At 43.5% G+C, this 23,118-nt stretch carries 23 protein-coding genes; 16 read left to right on the plus strand and 7 right to left on the minus strand.

Translation table 11 applies throughout. From position 1 onward, the window contains the following. Positions 1–70 precede the first annotated feature (70 nt). The 3 genes from GLO7428_RS08435 to GLO7428_RS08445 are packed head-to-tail and all read left to right on the plus strand — an operon-like array spanning position 71 to position 2,061. A complete protein-coding gene (locus tag GLO7428_RS08435) occupies positions 71–952 on the plus strand; it encodes a 4-hydroxybenzoate solanesyltransferase (RefSeq protein ID WP_015188144.1) in 882 nt (293 codons plus the stop codon). A 6-nt stretch (positions 953–958) separates the two neighbouring features. After that, entirely contained in the window at positions 959–1,456 is a 498-nt protein-coding gene (locus GLO7428_RS08440) for a TIGR00725 family protein (protein WP_015188145.1), read from the plus strand. 44 nt (positions 1,457–1,500) lie between these two features. Continuing rightward, positions 1,501–2,061 carry a Uma2 family endonuclease gene (locus tag GLO7428_RS08445; protein WP_015188146.1) on the plus strand — a complete coding sequence of 187 codons (561 nt, stop codon included), beginning with the start codon at positions 1,501–1,503 and terminating at the stop codon, positions 2,059–2,061. 12 nt (positions 2,062–2,073) lie between these two features. On the opposite strand, the gene GLO7428_RS08450 is transcribed toward GLO7428_RS08445, so the two are convergent. Beyond that, complete coding sequence (locus GLO7428_RS08450; protein WP_015188147.1) at positions 2,074–2,922, minus strand: pyridoxamine 5'-phosphate oxidase family protein; 849 nt, start codon at positions 2,920–2,922, stop codon at positions 2,074–2,076. A 222-nt stretch (positions 2,923–3,144) separates the two neighbouring features. Continuing rightward, a complete protein-coding gene (locus GLO7428_RS08455) occupies positions 3,145–3,747 on the minus strand; it encodes a glutathione S-transferase family protein (protein ID WP_015188148.1) in 603 nt (200 codons plus the stop codon). A 108-nt stretch (positions 3,748–3,855) separates the two neighbouring features. On the opposite strand from GLO7428_RS08455, the gene GLO7428_RS08460 reads away from it, so the two are divergent. The 4 genes from GLO7428_RS08460 to GLO7428_RS08475 all read left to right on the plus strand — a co-directional run bounded on the left by GLO7428_RS08460 (position 3,856) and on the right by GLO7428_RS08475 (position 9,262). Beyond that, a complete protein-coding gene (locus GLO7428_RS08460) occupies positions 3,856–4,401 on the plus strand; it encodes a TetR/AcrR family transcriptional regulator (protein ID WP_015188149.1) in 546 nt (181 codons plus the stop codon). A 72-nt stretch (positions 4,402–4,473) separates the two neighbouring features. Further along, complete coding sequence (locus GLO7428_RS08465) at positions 4,474–5,475, plus strand: AraC family transcriptional regulator (RefSeq protein ID WP_015188150.1); 1,002 nt, start codon at positions 4,474–4,476, stop codon at positions 5,473–5,475. A gap of 108 nt (positions 5,476–5,583) precedes the next feature. Further along, entirely contained in the window at positions 5,584–8,202 is a 2,619-nt protein-coding gene (locus GLO7428_RS08470; RefSeq protein WP_015188151.1) for a TonB-dependent receptor, read from the plus strand. A 73-nt stretch (positions 8,203–8,275) separates the two neighbouring features. Beyond that, positions 8,276–9,262: an iron-siderophore ABC transporter substrate-binding protein gene (locus tag GLO7428_RS08475; protein ID WP_015188152.1), complete on the plus strand. Its 987-nt coding sequence runs from the start codon at positions 8,276–8,278 to the stop codon at positions 9,260–9,262. A gap of 140 nt (positions 9,263–9,402) precedes the next feature. Here GLO7428_RS08475 and GLO7428_RS08480 read toward each other — a convergent pair whose 3' ends face one another. Continuing rightward, the gene (locus GLO7428_RS08480; RefSeq protein WP_015188153.1) at positions 9,403–10,101 is read right to left on the minus strand and encodes a PD-(D/E)XK nuclease family protein; all 699 of its coding nucleotides are present in this window, start codon (positions 10,099–10,101) and stop codon (positions 9,403–9,405) included. A gap of 142 nt (positions 10,102–10,243) precedes the next feature. Between GLO7428_RS08480 and GLO7428_RS08485 the strand changes: the two genes are divergently transcribed. Together GLO7428_RS08485 and GLO7428_RS08490 are read left to right on the plus strand one after the other, a co-directional pair. After that, positions 10,244–10,885, plus strand: a complete 642-nt coding sequence (locus GLO7428_RS08485; protein ID WP_015188154.1) for an S-layer homology domain-containing protein — start codon at positions 10,244–10,246, stop codon at positions 10,883–10,885. A gap of 70 nt (positions 10,886–10,955) precedes the next feature. Continuing rightward, positions 10,956–11,678, plus strand: coding sequence for a chromophore lyase CpcT/CpeT (locus tag GLO7428_RS08490; RefSeq protein WP_015188155.1), 723 nt, complete (start codon positions 10,956–10,958; stop codon positions 11,676–11,678). Positions 11,679–11,808: 130 nt separating this feature from the next. On the opposite strand, the gene GLO7428_RS08495 is transcribed toward GLO7428_RS08490, so the two are convergent. Next, positions 11,809–13,728, minus strand: coding sequence for a GTPase family protein (locus GLO7428_RS08495; RefSeq protein WP_015188156.1), 1,920 nt, complete (start codon positions 13,726–13,728; stop codon positions 11,809–11,811). A gap of 176 nt (positions 13,729–13,904) precedes the next feature. Here GLO7428_RS08495 and GLO7428_RS08500 point away from each other — a divergent pair, with 176 nt between their 5' ends. Together GLO7428_RS08500 and GLO7428_RS08505 are read left to right on the plus strand one after the other, a co-directional pair. After that, on the plus strand, positions 13,905–15,065 hold the full coding sequence (locus tag GLO7428_RS08500) for a low temperature requirement protein A (RefSeq protein WP_015188157.1): 1,161 nt from the start codon (positions 13,905–13,907) through the stop codon (positions 15,063–15,065). 41 nt (positions 15,066–15,106) lie between these two features. Continuing rightward, the gene (locus GLO7428_RS08505; RefSeq protein WP_015188158.1) at positions 15,107–15,652 is read left to right on the plus strand and encodes a Uma2 family endonuclease; all 546 of its coding nucleotides are present in this window, start codon (positions 15,107–15,109) and stop codon (positions 15,650–15,652) included. A gap of 234 nt (positions 15,653–15,886) precedes the next feature. Here the strand turns inward: GLO7428_RS08505 and ilvA are convergent, their stop codons facing one another. Then, the gene (gene ilvA, locus GLO7428_RS08510) at positions 15,887–17,398 is read right to left on the minus strand and encodes a threonine ammonia-lyase, biosynthetic (RefSeq protein ID WP_015188159.1); all 1,512 of its coding nucleotides are present in this window, start codon (positions 17,396–17,398) and stop codon (positions 15,887–15,889) included. A 70-nt stretch (positions 17,399–17,468) separates the two neighbouring features. On the opposite strand from ilvA, the gene GLO7428_RS27705 reads away from it, so the two are divergent. Beyond that, positions 17,469–17,633, plus strand: a complete 165-nt coding sequence (locus tag GLO7428_RS27705; RefSeq protein ID WP_155823626.1) for a hypothetical protein — start codon at positions 17,469–17,471, stop codon at positions 17,631–17,633. A 44-nt stretch (positions 17,634–17,677) separates the two neighbouring features. After that, entirely contained in the window at positions 17,678–18,652 is a 975-nt protein-coding gene (locus tag GLO7428_RS08515; protein WP_015188161.1) for an aldo/keto reductase, read from the plus strand. Positions 18,653–18,782: 130 nt separating this feature from the next. Here the strand turns inward: GLO7428_RS08515 and GLO7428_RS27710 are convergent, their stop codons facing one another. Then, positions 18,783–18,995: a hypothetical protein gene (locus GLO7428_RS27710; RefSeq protein WP_155823629.1), complete on the minus strand. Its 213-nt coding sequence runs from the start codon at positions 18,993–18,995 to the stop codon at positions 18,783–18,785. Between the two features lie 123 nt (positions 18,996–19,118). Here GLO7428_RS27710 and GLO7428_RS08525 point away from each other — a divergent pair, with 123 nt between their 5' ends. The 3 genes from GLO7428_RS08525 (at position 19,119) to GLO7428_RS08535 (ending at position 21,520) form a co-directional block, all read left to right on the plus strand. Then, on the plus strand, positions 19,119–19,331 hold the full coding sequence (locus tag GLO7428_RS08525; RefSeq protein ID WP_015188163.1) for a hypothetical protein: 213 nt from the start codon (positions 19,119–19,121) through the stop codon (positions 19,329–19,331). Between the two features lie 193 nt (positions 19,332–19,524). Beyond that, on the plus strand, positions 19,525–20,202 hold the full coding sequence (locus GLO7428_RS08530) for a DUF924 family protein (protein ID WP_015188164.1): 678 nt from the start codon (positions 19,525–19,527) through the stop codon (positions 20,200–20,202). Between the two features lie 127 nt (positions 20,203–20,329). Then, positions 20,330–21,520 carry a DUF4336 domain-containing protein gene (locus tag GLO7428_RS08535; RefSeq protein WP_015188165.1) on the plus strand — a complete coding sequence of 397 codons (1,191 nt, stop codon included), beginning with the start codon at positions 20,330–20,332 and terminating at the stop codon, positions 21,518–21,520. 153 nt (positions 21,521–21,673) lie between these two features. Here the strand turns inward: GLO7428_RS08535 and GLO7428_RS08540 are convergent, their stop codons facing one another. Next, positions 21,674–22,972, minus strand: coding sequence for a YcjF family protein (locus tag GLO7428_RS08540; RefSeq protein WP_015188166.1), 1,299 nt, complete (start codon positions 22,970–22,972; stop codon positions 21,674–21,676). Positions 22,973–23,118: the final 146 nt, after the last annotated feature.

A 23,118-nucleotide genomic window follows, 5' to 3' on the forward strand; every position in this document is an offset into this window, starting at 1 on the left:
GATATTCTATAGGGGAAGCTGATCCAAAATCCCTTCTCACATTATTTCATTTACGGTAATTTTTTAAACGATGCTGACACAGCAAGAACAATCTGAACCAACGTGGTTTACGATCATTCGCCTATTGCGCTGGGATAAGCCTGAGGGAAGACTCATTCTAATGATTCCCGCACTTTGGGCAGTTTTTTTAGCCGCGCAGGGAACGCCTCCGCTACCGCTTGTTGGTGTCATTGTCTTAGGAACTCTCGCGACAAGTGCGGCGGGTTGTGTTGTTAACGATCTCTGGGATCGCGATATCGATCCGCAAGTGCAAAGAACTCGCAATCGACCCTTAGCATCTCGTGCGCTTTCTGTCAAGGTAGGAATTGTTGTTGCTTTTGTTGCTTTAGTTTGCGCGTTTGGTTTATCGCTGTATCTCAACGCATTGTCTTTTTGGCTATGCGTCGCGGCTGTACCCGTTATTCTATTGTATCCTGGCGCAAAGCGCGTATTTCCTGTTCCTCAACTCGTCTTGTCAATTGCTTGGGGATTTGGCGTATTAATTAGCTGGAGTGCAGTAACAGGATCGCTATCGCTTCCGACATGGTTACTTTGGGGGGCGACGGTATTATGGACTTTGGGATTTGATACAGTTTATGCAATGAGCGATCGCGATGACGATCGCCGCATTGGGGTGAATTCTAGCGCTTTATTCTTTGGCGATTATACAGCAGATGCGATCGGTATTTTCTTTATTGGAACCGTTGGTTTACTTGCTTGGTTAGGTATCGAATTACAGCTTAATATTGCTTTTTGGATTGCACTTACACTAGCTACAGCAGGTTGGATTTGGCAGTATGTTCGTTTAAAACAAGAAGATATTCCAAATTCAGCTTATGCAGAGATGTTTCGCCAAAATGTTTGGTTAGGTTTTCTTGTACTTGCTGGCATGATTGCTGGAAGTTTGAGTTAATAAAGAATGACTCGTAAAACGATTATCGGGGTGATGGGTCCTGGCGAACAAGCGACTGAACATGATTTACAAAATGCTTATCAGCTAGGATATCTCATCGCCCAACAAGGATGGATACTGCTAACTGGTGGTAGAAATGTCGGCGTGATGGAAGCTGCAAATCAAGGCGCAAAAGCAGCCCAAGGTTTAACCGTTGGTATTCTTCCTGGTAACGATACAAGTGGTGTTTCTGCTGCGGTTGATATTGCAATTGTTACTGATATGGGTAATGCCAGAAACAATATTAACGTACTTTCGAGTGATGTTGTCATTGCTTGCGGTATGGGCGCAGGAACCGCCTCAGAAATAGCTTTAGCAATCAAATCAAATAAGCCTATTATCTTATTAAATGATGACCTAAATAGCCAAGATTTCTTTCAAAAAATAGCACCAAAAAATATTTTTATTGCTCATAGTGTAGATGAGGCGATCGCTTTAACTCAAAACATTTTATTCAACTCCTAAGAACTGATAGAATACATATACTATCCACTGTCAGGAGTGGTTTAATGAATACTGCAACAAATATCCACTGGACAACAGCTGATCTCAAGTTATTTCCAGATGACGGAAATCGCTATGAAATTATTGATGGAGAGTTGTTTGTGACTAAAGCGCCCCACTGGAAACATCAAAATGTTGCTGATAATGTTTGCATAGAGTTAAAACTTTGGTCAAGGCAAACAGGTTTAGGGGATGCAGCTACGACTCCTGGAGTAATTTTTACAGATGCTGACAACGTGATTCCCGATGTGGTATGGGTTAGTAATCAGCGCTTAGCAGTAATACTAGATGATGCAGGGCATTTAGTGGGCGCACCAGAACTTGTTATTGAAGTGTTATCTCCAGGAGAATTACAAGCGAAACGCGATCGCCAACTCAAACTGAAACTTTACTCGATTCAAGGCGTACAAGAATATTGGATCATCGATCCTCAAAAGCAGCAGGTAGAAATTTATCGTCGAGAAAATGCTGTGTTGAAACTAGCAGCAACTTTATATAAAGAAGATGATTTAAATAGTCCTCTTTTACCTGATTTTAGTTGTAGTGTTACGCGGATATTTAACTAGCGATCGCTTCAATTACAATAATGGATTAAATGGAGAGTATTCTGCAAACTTCCATCGTAGATTTGTAGCATTAATAGTTTCTCTAACGCCTTTAATTTGAAATTCGACAAGACGTTCTTTTTCCCAAATGATGCTAGCTTCTCCTGTAAGTTGTAATGTGTTGCCGCGTTCAAAATCAACAAACAACAAACCTGAATTTGGATTGAGCGCAATGTTACCCAAAGTATTGAACATATTATTACCAACATAGTCAGGAAATACAAGCAGGTTTTCATTCACTACCTGAACAAATCCTGGATATCCGCCGCGATGCGATGCATCAGCACCACTTTCAGGATGCATACTGGCAATAAAGAATGTATCAGCAGAAGTAATCCACTGTTGCTGTTTTACAGTGAGACTATTAAAATCTTGAACTGACGGTGTAGGTAGCTGAGTGTCATCTGCAACTAAATAACGCTGTTGGATATACTTGGGGCAATTGAAATAAACTTGTTGAGTTGCGATATCAGTACTAACATCAGATTTTCTCGTAGCCTTCCCGTTAATTCTTAAACGTCGTCGAGTTGCAAAATCGATAACCAGTAAACCAATTTGCAGTGATGCGCTAGGAATTGTCGCTTGAATGTTGATGGTGCGATCGCCGATCGCTTGCACAAATCCAGGTTTTCCAGTCAACAACGATGCCCATACATGGTTTGAATCAATAGTGGATGCGATCGCAAATCTTTGATTTTGCAAAAAGTCTTTTGCTGCTGGTTTAATCGTTGCACCAATGATATTTCCTAAGCTTGCAGCTTCTGCTTGCACTCCCGCTTGACTTTGAACCGCAAGTTCTCCGGCGTGGTAAGGAGTTTCCATGATATTTAGTGGCTAGTGGCTAGTTTTGAGTTTTGAATAGATAGAAATACAGTAGCCTTCCTGCATGAATCACAGATGCCCTGCGACTGAAGTCAGGGCTATTCAAGCAAAGTGTACCTTCGTACACTAAAATAAGTCCACCTCCGCGGACTTTGTTTATTTAGCTGCGAATTCATTCGCAAGCACATTCACGCAGGATATCTAGTATTCCCCTCTGCCCCCCTACCCTGCAATACCTGGCATACTGATATAACCAGGAAGATCTTTGATACGGTTGATCCAATTAGTGACATGAGGATAAGCATCTAAAGAAATTTTGCCTTGTGGTGCTAATGCTATATATGGAAAACAGGCTATATCTGCAATCGTTAGGCGATGGCATTCTAACCAGTCACGCTTACTCAAGTGTTCATCAAATATTTGCAGAATTTGGTAAGCTTTCTGGTGCGCTAAATCTAAATCCAGCTGGGTATTAAATAAGAAATGCAATCTAGCCGCAGCTATACTATTTTGAATATTATTAGCTGCGATCAATAACCACTGCATAACTTTACTCATCGAGTCTGCATCTGTGGGCAACCATTTTTCCCCTCCATAGCGCCGCGCCAGATACACTAAAATTGCCTGCGAATCCCAAACTACCACGTCATCATCAATAAGTACTGGTACTTGCCCTAGCGGATTTAGTTGCAAAAACGCTGCTGATTTTTGTTCGCCTTCTTTCAAGTTGACAGGAATGAGATCGTAATCGAGTTGCAGGAGTGACAACATTAACCGTACTTTATGGCAGTTGCCTGATAGTGGGAAATCGTACAATTTCAACATTACGTCTCCTGTCATTTTGAGCGCGTACAACTTTATACCGATCGTTCGGTATAAATATTTTTACTGATCGTTCGGTACAATGTCAAGGAGAGAACAACAATCTTCTAGATGTCCAAAGACAAAGAACAAGTCATTATCGAATTACTCAAAGTTTTTCGGCAATATGGGTACGAAGGGGCAACATTAACGCGGCTTTCGCAAGCTACAGGTTTAGGCAAAGCCAGTCTTTATCATCATTTTCCTAAAGGTAAGGAAGAAATGGCACAAGCAGTTCTCAATTACCTTAACGATTGGATGGAGACAAATATTTTTGCAACATTGCGCAGTCACAATCAACCGATTGAGCGAATTCGGGCGATGACGCAAAAAGTTAATGAATTGTACAATTGCGGCGAACACGCCTGTCTTCTAGCAGTATTATCACTCGAATCAAAGTTGTTTGCAAAAGAAATTCAGAACGCTTTAACCGGTTGGATTAATAGTTTGGCACAGGTTTTGATTGATGCTGGCTTTGAAGAAAAACTAGCGCATCAGAAAGCAGAAGATGCCGTATTACAAATTCAAGGTTCATTAGTATTAGCAAGGGGTCTAGGAAACACTGCACCTTTTCAACGTGTTTTACAACGTTTACCCGAAGAGTTATTGAAAAGCTAGAATACAAGCATTTTTTAGTAGTCACTTAGTGGTAAATGTATTGATAATAAATTGCACTAAGCTAGCGCCACCATGACACTTATCCTCAACGGATCGGACTGGGATGAATTGCGCAAGCAGGCTCCAAAACCCCAGGTTCAGAATCTCGTACTCGATGGTTTTGAGATACTTGAGGGTATGCCGGAAATTGCAAATTGGGGCTACTCTCGCAGCATGGATCTATCGCCTGGGGTGTGGTTGTGTTTCTCAGATTGTGAATTTCACCAGGATTTAATCTTAAAGATACCTGCCCATGACCATCCGATTCAGTTCACGATTTTTCTATCAGGAGGCTTATATTTTGATGATGTTCATCCTCATGTTATGGGTGGGACACATAGCTATTTTTCAGGTAGTGGAATTTCGCCTGCCTGTGCCGAGAAAAATCGCGCTGGAGATCGCTTAACTATTGTAGATTTGACAATTGAACCGCAACTGTTAGAATCATTTTTTCTGGAGGAAGGGCATTATAGTCATGCTCTCCAGAAACTGCTGTTTAAAGGCGAAGACTGGAAGCTATCATTTTACCCCAAAGTAACACCAGCAATGCGATCGCTCGCGCAACAAATGTGGAATACACCCTATCGCGGTGCAGCCAAGCGGATACATCTTCAAGCGAAGGTGTTTGAACTGATTGCAATCTACCTAGATTTGATTTCGGCACAAAAGCCCATTCATAACATACCTCAGCTTAAACCTGAGACGATCGCGCGTCTTCACCACGCTAAGGAAATTTTGACAACACAACTTGAGCATCCGCCATCGGTGTCGGAACTAGCACAACAAGTGGGAGTGAGTGTGAGTACTCTGCACAGAGGTTTTCCCGCACTCTTCAACACAACTGCGATTGGATATTTGACACAGCAACGGTTAGAAAAGGCAGAAATGTTGTTGCGTCAAGGCGATCTCAAAGTTGCAGAAGTAGCAAATCTGGTAGGCTATGGACACTTGGGGCACTTCGCAGCAGCGTTCAAGCGTCAGTATGGCATCACGCCTAGTCAGTGTTTGGCAGGGAAAAAAGTAGTTTTCCGCTAGTAAAAAGTATTTTTTGGATAGACACGCCGCAGTCAACTTCTCTACACTACGCTTGATTGCTATCAAAAATTATTAGCAACAAACGCTTTAAGGGCTGTGTGAGGAACTATGAGGGGTTGGTGTTTATCCGCGAGTGTTGGTCTATCGTTTTTAATCAGTATGGCAGGATGTTTGAGTGCGATCGCGGTTTCATCGGTATCGGTACAGGAAAAACCGCATCGCCAAGATGTCGAGACGAAGTATGAAACGCATTCTCAAATTCCTCACCTGCGTGAAATTCAACTTCCTGCAACTAGCGCTCAAATTTTGGGACAACAACCCGCACCAACCAACCCGCCAGCAACCCCAGGGGAAGTTATTGCAATTACGGGAGTGCAAGCAAATCCTACGGATAACGGTGTGGAGGTGATTTTACAAACTCCTAGTGGCGAACAATTACGAATCATCAATCACAGTACGGGGAATAGTTACATTGCAGATATACCCAATGCACAGTTGCGTTTATCGAGTGGAGATGCGATCGCCTTTAGTAGTAAAAATCCCGTTGCAGGGATTACTGAAATTACAGTGACAAATCTCGATGCGAGTACGATTCGCGTCACGGTAACGGGTGAAACCACATTACCAACGGTAGAGTTATTTGACAGCGACGCGGGACTGATTGTTGGGTTGACTCCTGCCGAAACAGTATTGCAACCACAAGCACCTGCTACTGATGACGAAACGATTGAGATTGTAGTAACAGGTGAACAAGATACCTATCGCGTACCAAATACGAGTGTGGGAACGAGAACAAATACACCTTTGCGTGATATCCCCCAATCAATTCAAGTCATTCCGCAGCAGGTGATTAGAGATCAAGGTGCAAACCGTTTAGGAGAAATTTTAGAAAATGCACCAGGCGTGTCACAGGCAGGTAGATCCTCTCGTTCAATTTTTAATGAGTTCAACAGCCGAGGATTTTCACTTAATTTTCTTAGAAACGGAGTTCCGGAGCAATCAGGGACTGGAATTAACTCCATTGTCTCTAATATTGAGCGTGTTGAAATTCTCAAAGGACCAGCTTCTGTTCTCTTTGGGTTAGGCTCCCCAGGAGGATCAGCTAACGTAGTCACCAAAAAACCGCTACAAGAACCTTTTTATGCAGTTGAGGCTACTATTGGCAACTTCAATTCCTATAGTAGTTCAATTGATTTGTCTGGATCGCTCGATGAGAACACAGATGATAACACAACCGTTTTGTATCGATTGAATGCCAGTGCGAACACCACCGAAAGCTTTATTGACTTTTTCGATAGACAAAATTACTTAGTTGCACCCAGTTTAACCTGGCAAATTGATGAGCGAACTGAGCTAACTATAGATGCTGAGTACCAAAGAATTACTGGAACAAGATTAGATTACGGTCTTCCACCAGAAGGAACTATACTCCCAAATCCCAACGGTAAAATTCCCAGAAACCGTTATAGAGGAGAGCCTTCATTAGATGAGAATGACACGCAAATATATCGGGTTGGCTACGATCTTGAACATCATTTTAGCGAAAATTGGCAAGTTCGCAGTCGCTTTCAAACCGTGTTTTATAAAGATATTTATGCAGTAGCTGTACCTCAGGGATTATTAGCCAATAAGCGCGAAGAGCCTAGGTTCTATGGCAAATATGATGCTTTTCTTGAAAACTATCAACTAGACAACTATGTTGTAGGCAGGTTTGCGATTGGCAGTATTCAACATCAACTCGTGGCAGGGTTTAACTTATATCGAGAAATTCTTGCCTATGCTAATGGTATTGAAGGAAATGTCGCTCCGCTCGATGTTTTTAACCCTATTTACGGCGCACCTGTAACAGACATCACAACTTATGATGACAGAACGCGAACCCGAGGGATAGGGTTGTACCTACAAGACCAAATCACGCTGGCAGAAAATCTGATCGTGCTTCTCGGTGGACGGTTTGATATTTCCAATCAAAAATATGATTTTTTTACTGACTCGACAAGCTCGTCGCAGCAGGATGAAGCTTTTAGTCCACGGGTTGGGATCGTTTATCAACCGATTGAACCGATTTCGCTCTATGCGAGTTACAGTCGCTCATTTCGTCCACAGAGAGGCAGAGCATCGGATAACAGTCAATTCAAACCAGAGCGGGGCACGCAGTATGAGATTGGAGTGAAAGCCGATCTCACTGACAGACTTTCAGCGACACTTGCTCTATTTCATTTAACCCGTTCCAATGTATTGACCACCGATCCGAATAATCTTTTATTTTCGATTCAGACGGGTGAGCAACGCAGTCAAGGAGTTGAGTTTGATTTATCCGGCGAAATTTTACCTGGATGGAACATTTTTGCAGGCTTGGCATTAATTGACGCAGAAATTACTGAAGATAATGACCTGCCAGTTGGCAATCAATTGAATAATGTGCCAAGCAACTCACTCAATTTGTGGACAACCTATGAATTACAATCGGGTAGCTTGCAAGGGCTGGGCTTTGGTTTAGGAATTTTCTACGCTGGAGAACGCCAAGGCGATCTTGATAACTCATTTCAGTTACCTAGCTACATTCGCACCGATGCTGCGATATTTTATACAAGAAACAACTTCCGCGCCGCGCTCAATCTCAGAAATTTGTTTGATGTTGAGTATTTTACATCAGCTAGGGGTAGGAACAACGTTCTTTATGGAGACCCATTTACGGTACAAGGAACTCTTTCCTGGGAATTTTAATTTATTCTAGCTTGGTGCATCAACTTTAAACTGCCTTACCTACATTTGCACTTTATTTAATTCACATTCCTAAATGCTCGTGAGTATTTCTTTGCGCCGCCTCACCCACCTGATACTTTTGAGTATCTTAACAGCAATCCTGGTTTCCGCTTGTAACACAACTCGTGACACCAATATTAGTAGCTACCAACAGCCTGTTGAGAATTGCCGAAGTGTGCAACACGTCATGGGTAGCACCTGCATTCCGCGCAACCCTCAACGATTAGTGAATCTTGCAGCGGATGGTTTAGCTAATATTTGGGCGTTAGGTATCCGACCGATTGCATCGACTTATGCTCCAGGTTCTCCTATACCAAAATATCTTCAAGGTAAAGTAGAGCAAGTAGAATCTGTTGGCGATTATAAAACTCCGAACCTAGAAAAAGTTTTGAAACTTAAACCCGACCTAATTATTTATGATTCTCAGTATGAGTCTCAGTTGAAAAGTATTTACAAACAGTTGTCTTCTATTGCACCTACCGTAATCCTCAATACACCCTTTCCTCCACCCCCCTGGATAGATATGTTCGAGGAACTTGCTACTGTTTTGGGCAAAGAAGAAGTTAGTCAGCAATTGATCGCTCAGTATTGGCAACGGGTGGAAAAACTGAAGCAAGCTTTAGGAGATCGCCGCCAAACACTAGAAGTATCGATTGCCAATACCTCTTCAGAATACGGCATCTGGTCTTATGGGGAAAAGCATTTCTCTGGGTCAATTTTGAAGGATATTGGTCTACAACGTCCGCCAGCACAGCGCGGCGATTTCTTCTATATCGAAAATATATCTCAAGAAAAAATATCTGATATTGATGGAGACGTTCTCTTCTTTGTCTCTTGGGAAAGGGAAGACGATCGAAAAACGTTAGATAAGCTTAAACAAAATCCTTTGTGGTCACAACTCGAAGTTGTGCAAAACAATAAAGTTTATGTTGTAGGTACACATTGGCATAATTCAGATATTTATGCGATTAATGCTATCCTTGATGACCTAGAAACATACCTTGTTAACAGATATCAGTAATTTACTGGTGGATTTGTCGATAGTTCAAATAACAAATGTAATGAAATTACCACTCAGATTTCATCACTTATAACTCTCATTACCGATTACCAGATACCTTAATAACAATATCATTACACTCAACTAAAGTCTAAGAAAAACTACCAATCAAACTCCGGTTTTTGTAATTTTCGGTAAGCTTCTACTCGCTCAATCCACTGTTGCCAATAATATTGAATTTGTGCTGGTTCAAACCAAAAGACTTCAGCTGGTGTGTCTGGAATTGCAACAACTAAAAGTGCATGGTCGAGTTTAATACCATAATCTTGGTAAGAATGATTAACGGCTCCGAGATAAGCAGCAAGTTGTAGGGGATATTCATAAAGTCGCTCGATGGAACCTTTCGGTTTATCAGCCGTTTTCCACTCGCACAGAACAGGAGTATCTTTGTAACTCGCAACGCAATCGACTTTACCAGAGTAGCCTAAGTCGTAGTGAAAAATTGAGCCTTCAACTAGACGCACAGTGTCGATATCTTGCAATACTGGTTTGATACTTTCCCAGTAAGAAATGCTATTTTCTGGACAAACGGGATCTTTACCTAAAAGGTAGCGCTGAATTTGTTTGTGTGTCTGCGTACCTCGACGACTTGCAGTTCCAGCAATTTTATTTGCTTGTTCTGTACCAACACGCTGTCGCCAATTGAAAAGTCTTTCCCGTTGTTCTTGCGGTTTGGTGGCGTTGAGAATTGTCGTGACACTTGGTAGGCGATCGCCTTGATCATCCACAAAAAATTGCTTTCCTTCTAGCCGAATTGATTTTGCTGAGATTGCAGGTAACAAATCGATATTTGGCGGCATTAGTTAAGTGTTGGCAGTAACTTAACTCTATTTGAGCAAGATTTGCGGTGTAACGGCTATGTTTACGCAACTTTGCCCTAAACGGCATCGTCGTGAGTAGCATGAAAACGGAAGTTTTGAGTGAGGGTGGAGTCAATTAGATATGTCCCGAATACGTCGGCTTGCTGGTACACTTTGTATGGTGATGGTCATTCAAAGTACGAATGCGATCGCGCAAACACCACCTGCAACATTATCTACTCCTGATGCAATCCAACAAGTTGTTGCTGCGGGATTAATGAATAATTATGCTGATGGGCAATTTCATCCTGAACGATTTATTAGTCGCGCTGAACTTGCATCAATTTTAGTCAATGCCTTTGCCCTTGATACACGTGCGGCTGCTACACAAGAAAACTTAGTAGAAGTTCAAGATGTTCCTGCTTCGCACTGGGCTTTTAACGACATTCAAACTGTGCTGAAAACTGGGATTATGCGCGGTTATCGGGGAAATATGTTTTTTCCTAACCAAAGGGTGAACCGTGCAGAAGCCTTCGCGATTTTTGCCCAAGCTTATGGAGTCTATCAATTTCCTGATGATACCGTTGCTGAGATTCTCACGCCATATCCTGATGCTGCATCCGTTCCCACATGGGCAAGACGATCTATTGCTACAGCATTAAATGAGGGATTTGTCAATACTGATGCTCAAGGTAATATTAGACCACTACAACCAGTAACGCGCGGTGATATGGCTTATGCACTCAGCAGATATTTAACAAAACAACAGCAACCAGGAGTATGAGAGAGCAGGGGTCAGGTATCTATTAAACTATTGTATGTGTAGTTGTGTGCGATCGCTTTGAGTCAGTGCTGTGGGAAGTAAAAAGAGTATTGCAATATTAGTGAGTGCTGCGGTTTTCACTTATACGAGTCCAATTAACGCTGCGCCTGCAAATAATCAACCTTCACTTACGCAACAAGTACAAGAAGTTGTTTCTCACCTTGATGGCGCGATGGATACCTCTGCACAAGCCCGTGCAAATCCTAATGCACCAGATGTCCGTATCACGACTTGTAAAGTGACAGTCAAAAATGCTGGTGCGATCGCGCGTCCTCATGCGGTATTTATGTATCAAGAACAAGCACTTTCACAACGACTTTCCCAGCCTTATCGTCAGCGTTTTTTGCGAATTGCACCGAGTGTAGATCACAATAGTATCGAGTCAGCTGTCTTTCGACCCCCAACACCGCAAGCTTGGATTGGTTTATGCAATAAACCTGAAGCGCAACGCATCATTAACGTAAAAGATATTGGCACATCAAACTGTAGCGTCTTTCTGGGTCGCCAACAACAGAATTATATCGGAGAAACATCCGCGTCGGGATGTCCAAGTAATTACAAAGGTGCAGTACGAATCACAAATCGCATTACTTTACACCAAGCAGGTATGGATACTTGGGATCGCGGCTTTGATGCTACAGGTAATCAAGTTTGGGGTGCAGAAGGTGAGGCTTATCAATTTCGTTGGATTGGAGGGAACAGGGGAGCAGGGGAGCAGAGGGAGCAGAGGGAGCAGAGGAGCAATGACTTGTAGTTTTTATTTGGTGAAATGGTATAAGTTCACGTAGGTGAACTTCGTTTTATTTAGCGGCGAATTCATTCGCCAAGCGTCTAGAGGATCTTTGTTTATCTGGCTGCGAATTCATTCGCCAGGCTTTTCATAATCAACCCTGCTGTAAGTATTTTTCAAACCGTTGGTGCAGTTCTTCAACGCTAAGATTTTCTGTCCAATATTCTACTAAAGCATGACCAAATGCCCAAGCGTTACGCTCTGGTGCTGAGGTATTTTCTAATAAAAGTGACCAAAGCGAGAGAAGATCGAAGTTACGCTTATTACCAGGCTTCAAAAGCGAGAAAAGCTCATACGCCATTTGTAGCTTACCAATCACAACAGGCAACTGTTCTACAGGAATTTGCTCGGCTAGGATATACGCAAGCGTGGGAGAACCTGTGGAAACAGTAGAGATGAATCGTAAAACAGGACTTTTGAGGAGTGCGGCGAGTCCCTGGGTAGTTGTCATCTGGAAAGTGTAATGGTCAATAATTTTAGCAGCAGCAACTGTGCGGGCTTCTAAATTACGCAAAAAGCGGGCAAGTCGCAGTTGTTTTGCAGGAGAAATCGCCTCGACTAATGCTAAAGATAATGCATCGATTCCCCACGCTGTTCGACCTGTTTTAGGATCGCCTGTAACTACAGGTAGAACGAGATCGCATTCCTTGAGTAATTGAGCGCGATATGCAGTTGCTTCGCGAATCGCAATTTCTTTCGGGCGAGCCTCCTTTGGAGGAGCTACGCTAACGCCCCATTCCCAATCATACGGCGGTTCCCACTCGCGGATCGGACGCAGACGATCAACTTGAGTAACAACCGCGATCGCCGGTAAATCGGCAACTTCGGTTTTGATGTCTTGCAGAAAGTCCACATCCATTTGCAACGCTGGATCGAGTGCTGGTGTCACTAATAGAAGTAAATCTGCATTCGTAGCATAATCAAGGACAAGTTCGCGCAAATCATCGCGGTTAGCTTGTTCGTAGCCTGGAGTATCCCATAGCGTCATTTCACTAGTATCCGTTTGCCAGCGGTAATTTTGAATGCGATCCGTACTCGGTAACACATCCACTTCTGCTAACTCGGCTTGAAATAGCGTATTAATCAAGCTGCTTTTTCCTGCGCCAGTGCGTCCTGCAAGTAAGATACTGACAGGCTTTTGCTTAACTTCCTCGACGGGTTCAGCTTTCTCTAAGATTTCGCGCAGCGTTTGTGTTTTTGCTTTGGGTAGTGTTGGTGTTGTCGGAGAAAATGTACTTGGTAGCGTAGTGCCTCCATAAAGTGCGATCGCTTGCTTGCATAAGTTGCGCAAAGCAGCTTCGCGGAGTAATTGACTCAAATTAACTAATAATTGCTGTGTTGCTTGGTTACTTGATTTTTGCGTTGCTTGTTTAGCGACTGCGACTGCTGGATTAAATAACCACTGCGCCCAGTTCCAAGCTTGCCAAACTTTCCGCGCTGAAGGTTCGAGTTTTTGATAAACTTCATAAGCTTGATAAGCTTGCCCTACGGTAACTTGATTGAGTGCGGGAGATAACTTTTGCATCCACCGATCCATATCATCGACAGTTCCCCGAATCAATCCGTAGGCTTGGGGGATGTAGATATTAAGTAAAGGATATTTGACTTCGGGATGGTATATATGTGCAATAGCAATCACAAGTTCCTGACAGCGTTGCCAAAAAGTTTGCCAATCTTCCCAAATTGGGCGATCGCTTTGTGCTGTTTTCAAAGTTTCTTGAAGTATCGTTTCTACGCGACTTGCGGTATCACTTCCGGTTGATAGTATCCCCTCGTTTGCCGATTGTAGTTCTTGACTCACTTCGGTTACAACGGCTTCAATCTGCGCCACAGCGGGGCGAGTCCATTTCACTAACAACCAACGCCAACCGACGAATACCAGAATAAAGACACCCCAAATCCAATTCAATCGCCACTCGTGAATTTGCCATCCTGCTGCAACTAGTAAAAAACCAATAATTGCTGCAATTGGAGTTGCTAACACTACCCATTGCCACACCTTGAGTCGCACCATATATGCCTGCCTCAATCAGACTTCCTCTATTGTCGATCTAATAATGTGCGTTACCAGCAGCAACTTTAAGCCCTTAACTATGGCTTCCTAGCAATTAGGATACACAGGGGTTAAGATGTTCCGATTAATAATACTAAAAAGTACAAGTTCTCTGGTTTTGGGATGAGAGCGCAAAGATGAATAGACAACGAATAACCCTGCGACTTTACAGCGCTGAAGGCGATCGCGGCGAACGTCATGCAACATGGTTAGAACTATTTTTTGATTTGGTTTTTGTTGTTGCGATTGCTGAACTCGCGCACGTTCTACACGATGAATTGACTTGGGCAGGTATTGGCAACTTTGCCGTACTATTCTTACCCGTGTGGTGGCTGTGGATCGATTTTAGTTATTACGCCGATCAATTTGATGTCGATCGCGGTTCCTACCGCTTGACAATGCTAGGAGTCATGTTTGGTATCATCGTTCTAGCGATAACGATTCCAGAAGCGTTGCATGGTGGTTCAGCAGAGTTTGCCACAGTCTATGCGGCATTGCGGTTAGTGATTATTATTCTATACATTCAAGCTTGGCGCTTTGTACCCCAGTCAAGGGAACTGACTGCACGCTACACAATTAGCTTCTCGATTGCGTTTGTCTTGTGGCTTATTTCAATTGTTGTCCCTGAACCGATGCGCTTTGTGCTTTGGGGAATTGCACTATTCATCGAAATTAGTAATGGACCCATTACCTATGCAACAATTCGTTCGGTTCCAGCGCAAGTATCGCACATGGATGAGCGCTTTGGGTTATTTGTCATCATTGTACTCGGTGAGGCAATCCTCGCGGTAGCTAGCGGTTTTACCGAAGAAAATTGGCAATGGCACACTGCGATCGCAGCTATCAGCGGTTTTATCGCGGCGGTGAGTCTGTGGTGGATGTATTTTGAACGCACTGATACTACAGTAATTAACCAAGCACTTCGAGGAGGTAAGCGAGCCTTATTGCTTTCGTATGTGTATGGTTATAGTCATGTTCTCGTTTTTGCTGGTATTGTCGCTACAGGAGTCGGCATTCAAGCCGGACTCGAAGCCGCAGCCGCCAAAGAAGGACTCACAATCGAGGCGCGGACAGTACTTTGTGGTGGAGTTGCGTTATTTTTACTTGGACTCAGTACGGTTCAATGGGCATCACCGCGATCGCTACCAAAACAAATTTTAAGCATTCGCTTGCTATCTGTGTTAGTTTGTGCTGTATTGATATGGTTTGGTATCTTAGCTCCCTATATTCTGATCGGAATACTTGCTGTAATTTTAGTTGGGCTTGCTAGCTTTGAATCTTTGCGTTGGAGTCACTAATTGATTGAGTTATGATGTGAACAAAGAACAATGCGATTCCTATGGCACTCACCACAGCCAAGTGGACAATAGACGACTATCATCGGATGATTGCAGCAGGCATTTTGGACAAGCGGCGTGTAGAACTGCTGCGGGGAGAAATTGTTGAAATACCACCGGAGGGAGAAGCACACGCCTATTTCAGTAGTGAAGCTGGGGAATATTTAATCCGATTATTGGGCGAACGTGCTACAGTTCGTTTAAGTAAACCGATTACGCTGCCTAATAATTCTGAACCTGAACCTGATATTGGGGTCGTTCAAAGATTAGGGCGCGAGTACTTATCGCATCATCCCTATCCAGAGAATATCTTTTGGCTAATTGAATACTCAGATTCCAGCTTAGAGAAAGATTTAGAAACCAAAAGTCAAATTTATGCTGAAGTTGGAATTGCGGAATACTGGGTAGTTAACTTGAGAAAAAGACAACTTATTGTCTTTCGCGATTGCCAAGATGGATACGCTTCCAAGTTTACGTTAGCAGGAGGCACAATTTATCCTTTAGCATTTCCATCGATCGCTGTATCAGTAGATGCAATTATTAGTTAAGCAGGTTCAGCTTGGTAATTGGTAATTGGTAACTGGTAATTGGATGGTCGTTAAAGAGCGATTAGCTGCTAGCATCTGTGTAGCTAAATGCTAGTCGAAGGAATAGTTAGGACATCGAACACGCTAAGTTGATAGTTGACAGTTGACAGTTGACAAAGTCTTCCCACACTCTCTTCACTGTCAACTGATCTCTGACCTCTGACCTCTGATTCCTGACCTCTACTATATTACCCATTACCCCAAAAACAACTTATAGGCTGGGTTCTGGCTTTCATCCCAATAACGATAGCCCAAAGTATCGAGAAATGCTTGCCATTGTTCCATCTCATGCGGTGGTACTTGCATTCCGACAACAATCCGCCCGTAGTCTGCACCGTTGTTGCGGTAGTGAAATAAGCTAATATTCCAATCAGGACTCATTGAACCGACAAACTTCATCAATGCGCCAGGGCGTTCGGGAAATTCAAAACGGTAGAGTAACTCATTGTGTGCCAGCGGCGAATGTCCGCCAACCATGTGTCGTAAGTGCAATTTTGTGAGTTCATCGTCAGTTAAGTCAATCGTCTTAAACCCACAAATTTCAAACGTTTCCACCAACTTAGCCTGATCCGCACGATTTTGAATTTGCACTCCTACAAAAATATGCGCTTCTTTTTGATCGGCAATGCGATAGTTAAACTCGGTTAAGTTGCGTTTGCCAATACATTCACAAAACTTCCGCAAACTACCGCGTTGTTCGGGAATAGCAACTGCATAGATAGCTTCGCGACGTTCGCCGAGTTCTGCACGTTCGGCAACAAACCGCAAGCGATCGAAGTTCATATTCGCACCGCAGGCTACCGCAACGAGTGTTTGTCCCTGAATTTGTTCGCGTTCGACATAAGCTTTTGCAGCAGCGATCGCCAACGCTCCCGCAGGTTCTAAAATTGAGCGCGTATCCTCAAACACATCTTTAATCGCGGCACACGTAGCATCTGTATCAACCAGCATAATTTCATCAACATACTGCTGGCACAAATGAAATGTCTCTTCGCCGACTTCGCGCACCGCAACGCCATCCGCAAATAAACCTACTTGTGACAATCGCACTCGTTTTCCGGCTTTGAGCGACTGATACATCGCATCTGCATCGACAGGTTCAACACCAATAATCTTAATTTCTGGGCGCAACCTTTTTACATACGCCGCAATTCCCGAAATCAATCCCCCACCGCCAATCGCAACAAAAATAGCATGAATTGGTTGCTGATGTTGCCGCAGAATTTCCATCCCAATCGTTCCCTGTCCCGCAATCACCTCTGGGTCGTCAAACGGATGAATAAACGTCAAACCTTTTTCGGCTTCTAATTGTCGGGCGTACGCATAAGCATCATCGTAGGTATCGCCGTGTAAAACTACCTCTCCACCACGCGATCGCACTGCATCAACTTTAACTTGAGGTGTTGTTACTGGCATCACAATAAATGCGCGTGTGCCCAAATAACTTGCAGCTAAAGCAACACCTTGGGCGTGGTTTCCCGCCGAAGCAGCAATGACACCTTGTGATAGCATATCCGGTGGTAAATTTACCATTTTGTTATAAGCACCCCGCAGCTTAAAAGAAAACACCGATTGCATATCTTCGCGCTTGAGGAAAACTTTGTTATTCAACCGTGCGGATAAATTTGCCGCATAATCAAGTGGTGTTTCTTGCGCGACATCGTACACGCGAGCAGTCAGGATTTGTACTAAATAGTCGCACAGCATGGGATGAGTCTATGTTAAGTGCCGAATAAGAGATAATTTTACTTTACTGCGGGATAGGATGAGGAAGAAAGTGCGATCGTGGGTGGCAATGATTCAAACCTTACCGGAACGCATGAGCTTTACAGAATTTGTCAAGTGGCATCAAGACAACGGCAGACGCTATGAGCTACACAATGGAATTGTTATCGAAATGCAACTCTGTGATTTTTCAAGCGGCAGAAATGTAGAGGTATAGTAGGCGATCGCTAGTACGATAGATAAAAGCTAATAGTCATAATTATGCACCAACAACTTATCCTCCCAACAATGGGCTGTGGTACTTGGGCATGGGGTAATCGCTTGCTTTGGGGCTACAACGAAAGCATGGATAGTCAATTGCAAGCCGTTTTTAACCTTTGCGTGAGTAACGGTGTCACATTGTTTGATACAGGTGATTCTTATGGAACTGGGCGCTTAAACGGGCGCAGCGAATCGTTGTTGGGACGTTTTACTAGAGAGTATGACGGTGTGGGTAAAGAAGACATCTGCATTGCAACTAAGCTAGCAGCGTATCCTTGGCGATTAACACGTCAGTCGATGGTGAAAGCTGGCAAATTTTCTGCTCAACGTTTGGGGCGAAACGTCGATTTGGTACAGATGCATTGGTCTACAGCCAATTATGCGCCTTGGCAAGAAGGTGCGCTTTTAGATGGTCTTGCAGAACTCTACGAACAGGAATTAGTGAAAGGTGTAGGATTATCTAATTATGGACCAAAACGACTGCAATGGGTGCATAAAAGATTTACAGAGCGAGGAGTACCAATTGCAACTCTACAAGTTCAATATTCATTGCTATCTACGTATCCTGTAACGCAGTTGAGATTAAAAGATGTTTGTGATGAACTGGGAATCAAACTAATTGCCTACAGTCCTCTAGCACTAGGTATCCTCACAGGAAAATACTCTGAAAAAAGTTCTTTCCCAAAAGGTATTCGCGGGCTATTGTTTCGACAGTTACTGCCAGGAACTCAACCACTTTTATCATGTCTGCGCGAGATAGCGCAATCAAGAAACAAAACGATGTCGCAGGTAGCACTGAATTGGTGTATCTGCAAAGGAACTATCCCCATCCCTGGCGCGAAATCAGTAGAACAAGCAAAAGAAAATATTGGTGCTTTAGGTTGGAAATTGGATGCTAACGAGATTGCAGAATTAGATCGAGTAACGGCAAGCGTTGATAAAAAAATGGTGCAAAATATCTTTCAAACCAAGTAATAAAACAAATACAGTAATCATAAATTGTTTGTGAAAATCTCTCCTTATCTCTTGCCTCTGTGCTCTCTGTGACTCTGCGGTTCGTTTCAAAAAAAAATTACAACTTAGATAAAATTACTATAGTTAAACATCAAAGTTTTGGTAGAAGTGTTTCTTGATCGGGGCATGATGAGGATGTTAATAAGGAGCGATCGCACAAAATTTGAGTTGAGTAGGATAGCGTACAGCCGATTACCATAGCATTGCCATCTAATTGGCTAAATTTGTTATATTGATGGAGTTGTAGCTTGCCAACACCGCAACAATCGAATACAGCAATATTTCTCTGCCAGTTATTGTCCAACCTGTATCAACCAATTCAAGTTTTTCGTTATGACCAGAAACTGAAAACAATTTACATTCAAGCTGGGATGGCTGATGAACTTGCGATAATAATAAAACAGGATGGCAATTGGGATTTTGTTCTATGACACAAGACCTACATCAAATGACCAATGCTGAACTAAAGCAGTATATTTCAGCACACCGAAATGACGATCAAGCATTCAGAGCAGCTTTGGAAGTGCTTATGAGTCGTCGCGATCCAAGTACCCCATATCAACCTTACCCATTCGATCTTACTGATCCTGAAGGTGAGGTGCAAGCTATTCTTATGGAGAAGCTCAGAAAAATCGAGTAGTGGCGGCATAGTAGGAGCGTTAGCCCGCTGAGTTATCTGTGGAAGAAATCATCAAGTAATCTTGAACCCTTATTTGGTAGCCTTCGTAAGACGTGCAATCAGGGGAATTATAGTAATCACTACCTTAATATTACGTTTGTGGAGCTTACTACTGCTAAATACCCAATGAGGTGACTTCGGCAGGTAAACTATAATGCACTCACATATGCAGCACGAAGGCGGGTTCATGATGGATCAACGTTGTGAAGATGTGCTTCGATTCTGGTTTCCTAACCTGCTAAAAAATTGCGATCGCGCGACAATGGTTCGTCAATGGGAATGGTGGTTTCGTGGGGGTGGGGATGCCTATATAACCGAGCATTTTGCACTACTGCTAGAACAAGCTACACGGGGTGAACTTGACACGTGGGCGAGTGAGGCGCGATCGCGATTGGCACTGATCATTATTCTCGACCAATTTTCGCGAACAATCTATCGAGGAACGGCGCAAGCATTCGCACAAGATGAGAAAGCTTGCCTATTGACGCTCGAAGGAATTAACATCGGTCACTACACTGCGCTGGAAACTCCTTGGGAAAAGACGTTCTTTTTATTACCGCTAGGACATTCTGAGGATCTTAATAATTTAGAACTCGCGGTTAAGCTTGCCGATGAGCTTGCGCAAGAGGCACCACAGGAGTATCGTGCTTTGTTAGAATTTTCTGCTGCGCAAGCGGGCAGACATCAAGATGTCATTGCGCGGTTTGGTCGTCATCCTCATCGCAACGAGGTTCTCAATCGCCAATCAACTCCTGAAGAACTAGAGTACCTCGCGACTGGTCAGCTTGTACATACACATCCTCTACCACCTCATCTATTGCGTGATACTTGAGATAGCTGACATCAAGCTTTTAGTATTGCAGTTAACATAGTATTCTAGGAGATCTCCTTGAATGGCGATGTCGCACAACATCCAATAATGTTGATTCACAGGAGGAACTAGAATAGCTAAAACGACAATGAACGCGCAGGACACACTAGAAAAATCTCATCGCAACGACTTCGCCTGGTGGTTCTGGTTCGTTGTGCCACTGTATCCGTTTAGCAAGCGACGAACGATTCGCAAAGAAGTTATTAAAGATACTGTTTGGACTTTTGACCAAGTTCAAGGAATTTTCTACGTTGTCGTGCCAATTCGCATGACTGTTGTGAAGCTTGAGCAAGGCTTGTTAATCTATGCACCGGTTGCACCGACTCCTGAGTGCATCCGGCTTGTCAATGAATTGGTTGCCGAACACGGCGACGTCAAGTATATTATTTTACCAACAATCTCAGGAATAGAACATAAAGTTTTTGTAGGTCCATTTGCCCGTCGCTTTCCTAACGCGCAAGTATTTGTTGCGCCGAATCAGTGGAGTTTTCCGCTGAATTTACCGCTCAGTTGGTTAGGGTTTCCACCTAAACGCACGCACGTACTACCCCAAAATAGTAGCCAAGCGCCTTTTGCCGATGAGTGTGACTATGCTATTCTTGGTGCAATTGAACTTGGACCAGGGCGATTTTCTGAAGTTGCGTTTTTTCACAAGGAATCGCGTATATTACTTGTGACTGACTCGGTAGTGTCTGTACCCGAAGAACCACCCGCGATTGTGCAACTCGATCCTTATCCGCTACTCTTTCATGCTAAAGATAGTGCAACAGACGCGATCGCAGATACCCAGGCTAATCGCCGCAAAGGATGGCAACGTACTGCACTATTTGCTTTGTACTTTCGCCCTAGCGTCCTCGACGTTGTAGGCTGGGGTGAGGTATTGCGCAAGGCGATTATCGCACCAGATCGTTCGCGTAAAAACTATTTTGGGCTTTTTCCGTTCAAATGGACACAGAATTGGCAACGATCTTTCGATGCGCTATGCGGCAATGGTCGTTTATTTGTTGCACCGATTCTGCAAACTCTGATTCTCAATCGCGCGCCCAAGGAAACTATCGGTTGGGCTAATAAAGTAGCAAGTTGGAATTTTGAGTGGATTATTCCTTGTCATTTTGACGCACCGATTAAAGCGCGATCGCAGCAGTTTAGGCAAGCATTTGACTTTTTAGAACGACACGATACATCGCCATTACCCAAGGAAGATTTTCAACTCCTGAAAGATATTGATGCAGGCTTATCTAAACTCGGTATCGTACCGCCACCACAGTATAAAAGTTAGAACCACTTATATCGTTTCGCTTTAAAGTTGCTACAAATTAGGCAGCAGAGGAAGCAGAGGAAGCAGGGGAGAATTATTAAAATAATGCTTGATCTTTCACCAATCACTAATCACCAGCCATTACCCATTACCAATTACCAATTACCTTCACCATTAAGACTTAATACCCTTAAACCGTGCTTTTGCCGATTGAAACGCTTCTTGCATTACCGATTGAATCTTCTGCGGATCGGGTTTTTTCCCTCCCATCAAATCGCCAAAGTAAACACACGCGGCTTCTCCTAATGACCAAGTATAAGCAGCTGCCCACGACGCGGCGATCGCACTGCCAAAACCAGGAATAAATTTCACGATCTCGCGCCCGATCGCTTGCGCTAAGAAACCACCTGCGATCGCACTAACGACACCTCCCGCTTGCGATCGCGTTAGTGTCTGTCCGTACAATTTTCCGAGTAGCCCGACCATTGATACTTGCAATGCTGTTAGTACGGGCATTGTGGCAAACGGTAGCGGAACGGCGGCGAGTGTCGCTGCCATAATTGAAAACGGCAAAATGTAACGCCGCCCAACATCGCGGTAGAGATTGCCGATTTTGTCGCCTACTTCCTGATCTAATAATTGATGAATTGCCCGCGCTTCGGCTTCGGGGAGGAGATCTGCTAAGGTATCGCGTAAAGCTTCTAAGCCATAAAATACTGGAGTATAGCCGTCTTCTTCGAGCGTGAAGTCGATCATCACGGCGCGATCGCACAATCTGCTAAATGTTTCTTGCAGTGCTGCAAAAGCGCGATTCACTTCGGTATAGTTGGGTGGATACGGAGGATGATCTTCGGTACCTGGAGGATAAACCTCATGTAAGCACGTTACAGCTAGCAAACAGGGAACGGCAGGATATTTCTGACGCAGTTGTGTAGCAATTTGTCGCAGCGTATTCGTGGCAAAATCATTAATTTTGACTGTAAGAATTAAAACTCGCGCGCGGTTACTTTCTTGCTGTAAATTGATTAATTCCTCAACAATAACTTGCGCATCTTGATTGACATCTCCCAGCCCAACGGTATCGGTAAAAATCAGCAACGGTAAATCATTTGAAGGATACGCATAGCGTTCAGTGTATTGCGTATGCGGGCGGAATCCTTGACCGATAATTTCTGCTGAAACGCCTGTGAGTCCCCGTACAATTGAACTTTTTCCCGCTTGCGGTTTACCGATTAATAGTGCTTCAGTTGTTGGTAATTCAGCGCGGACTGTCGCTAAAATTTCTGCGATTTGCTCGTCACTAATACTAAACCATTTCGTTACAGTTTGTGTAGGATCGATAGGTAATGCTTGCCAAAAACGCGATGTTGTGCTGCGCCAAAAATTGGCAATTTGGTTTTTCCAATCATTCACCACTGATTCATCGCTTTGAGAATCTGCGGGTGGTAATTTAGGATCGCGTTGTTTAGTCATGCGCGTTGCGACAGCAAATATAGAATAAATCTTGTGAAGCTGTGATTTTAATTTTAATTTATTGGACGCTTGGCGAATGAATTCGCAGCCAGATAAACAAAGATCCTCTAGACGCTTGGCGAATGAATTCGCCGCTAAATAAAACG

It is taken from the genome of Gloeocapsa sp. PCC 7428, from assembly GCF_000317555.1.
Taxonomy (GTDB): Bacteria; Cyanobacteriota; Cyanobacteriia; order Cyanobacteriales; family Chroococcidiopsidaceae; genus Chroogloeocystis.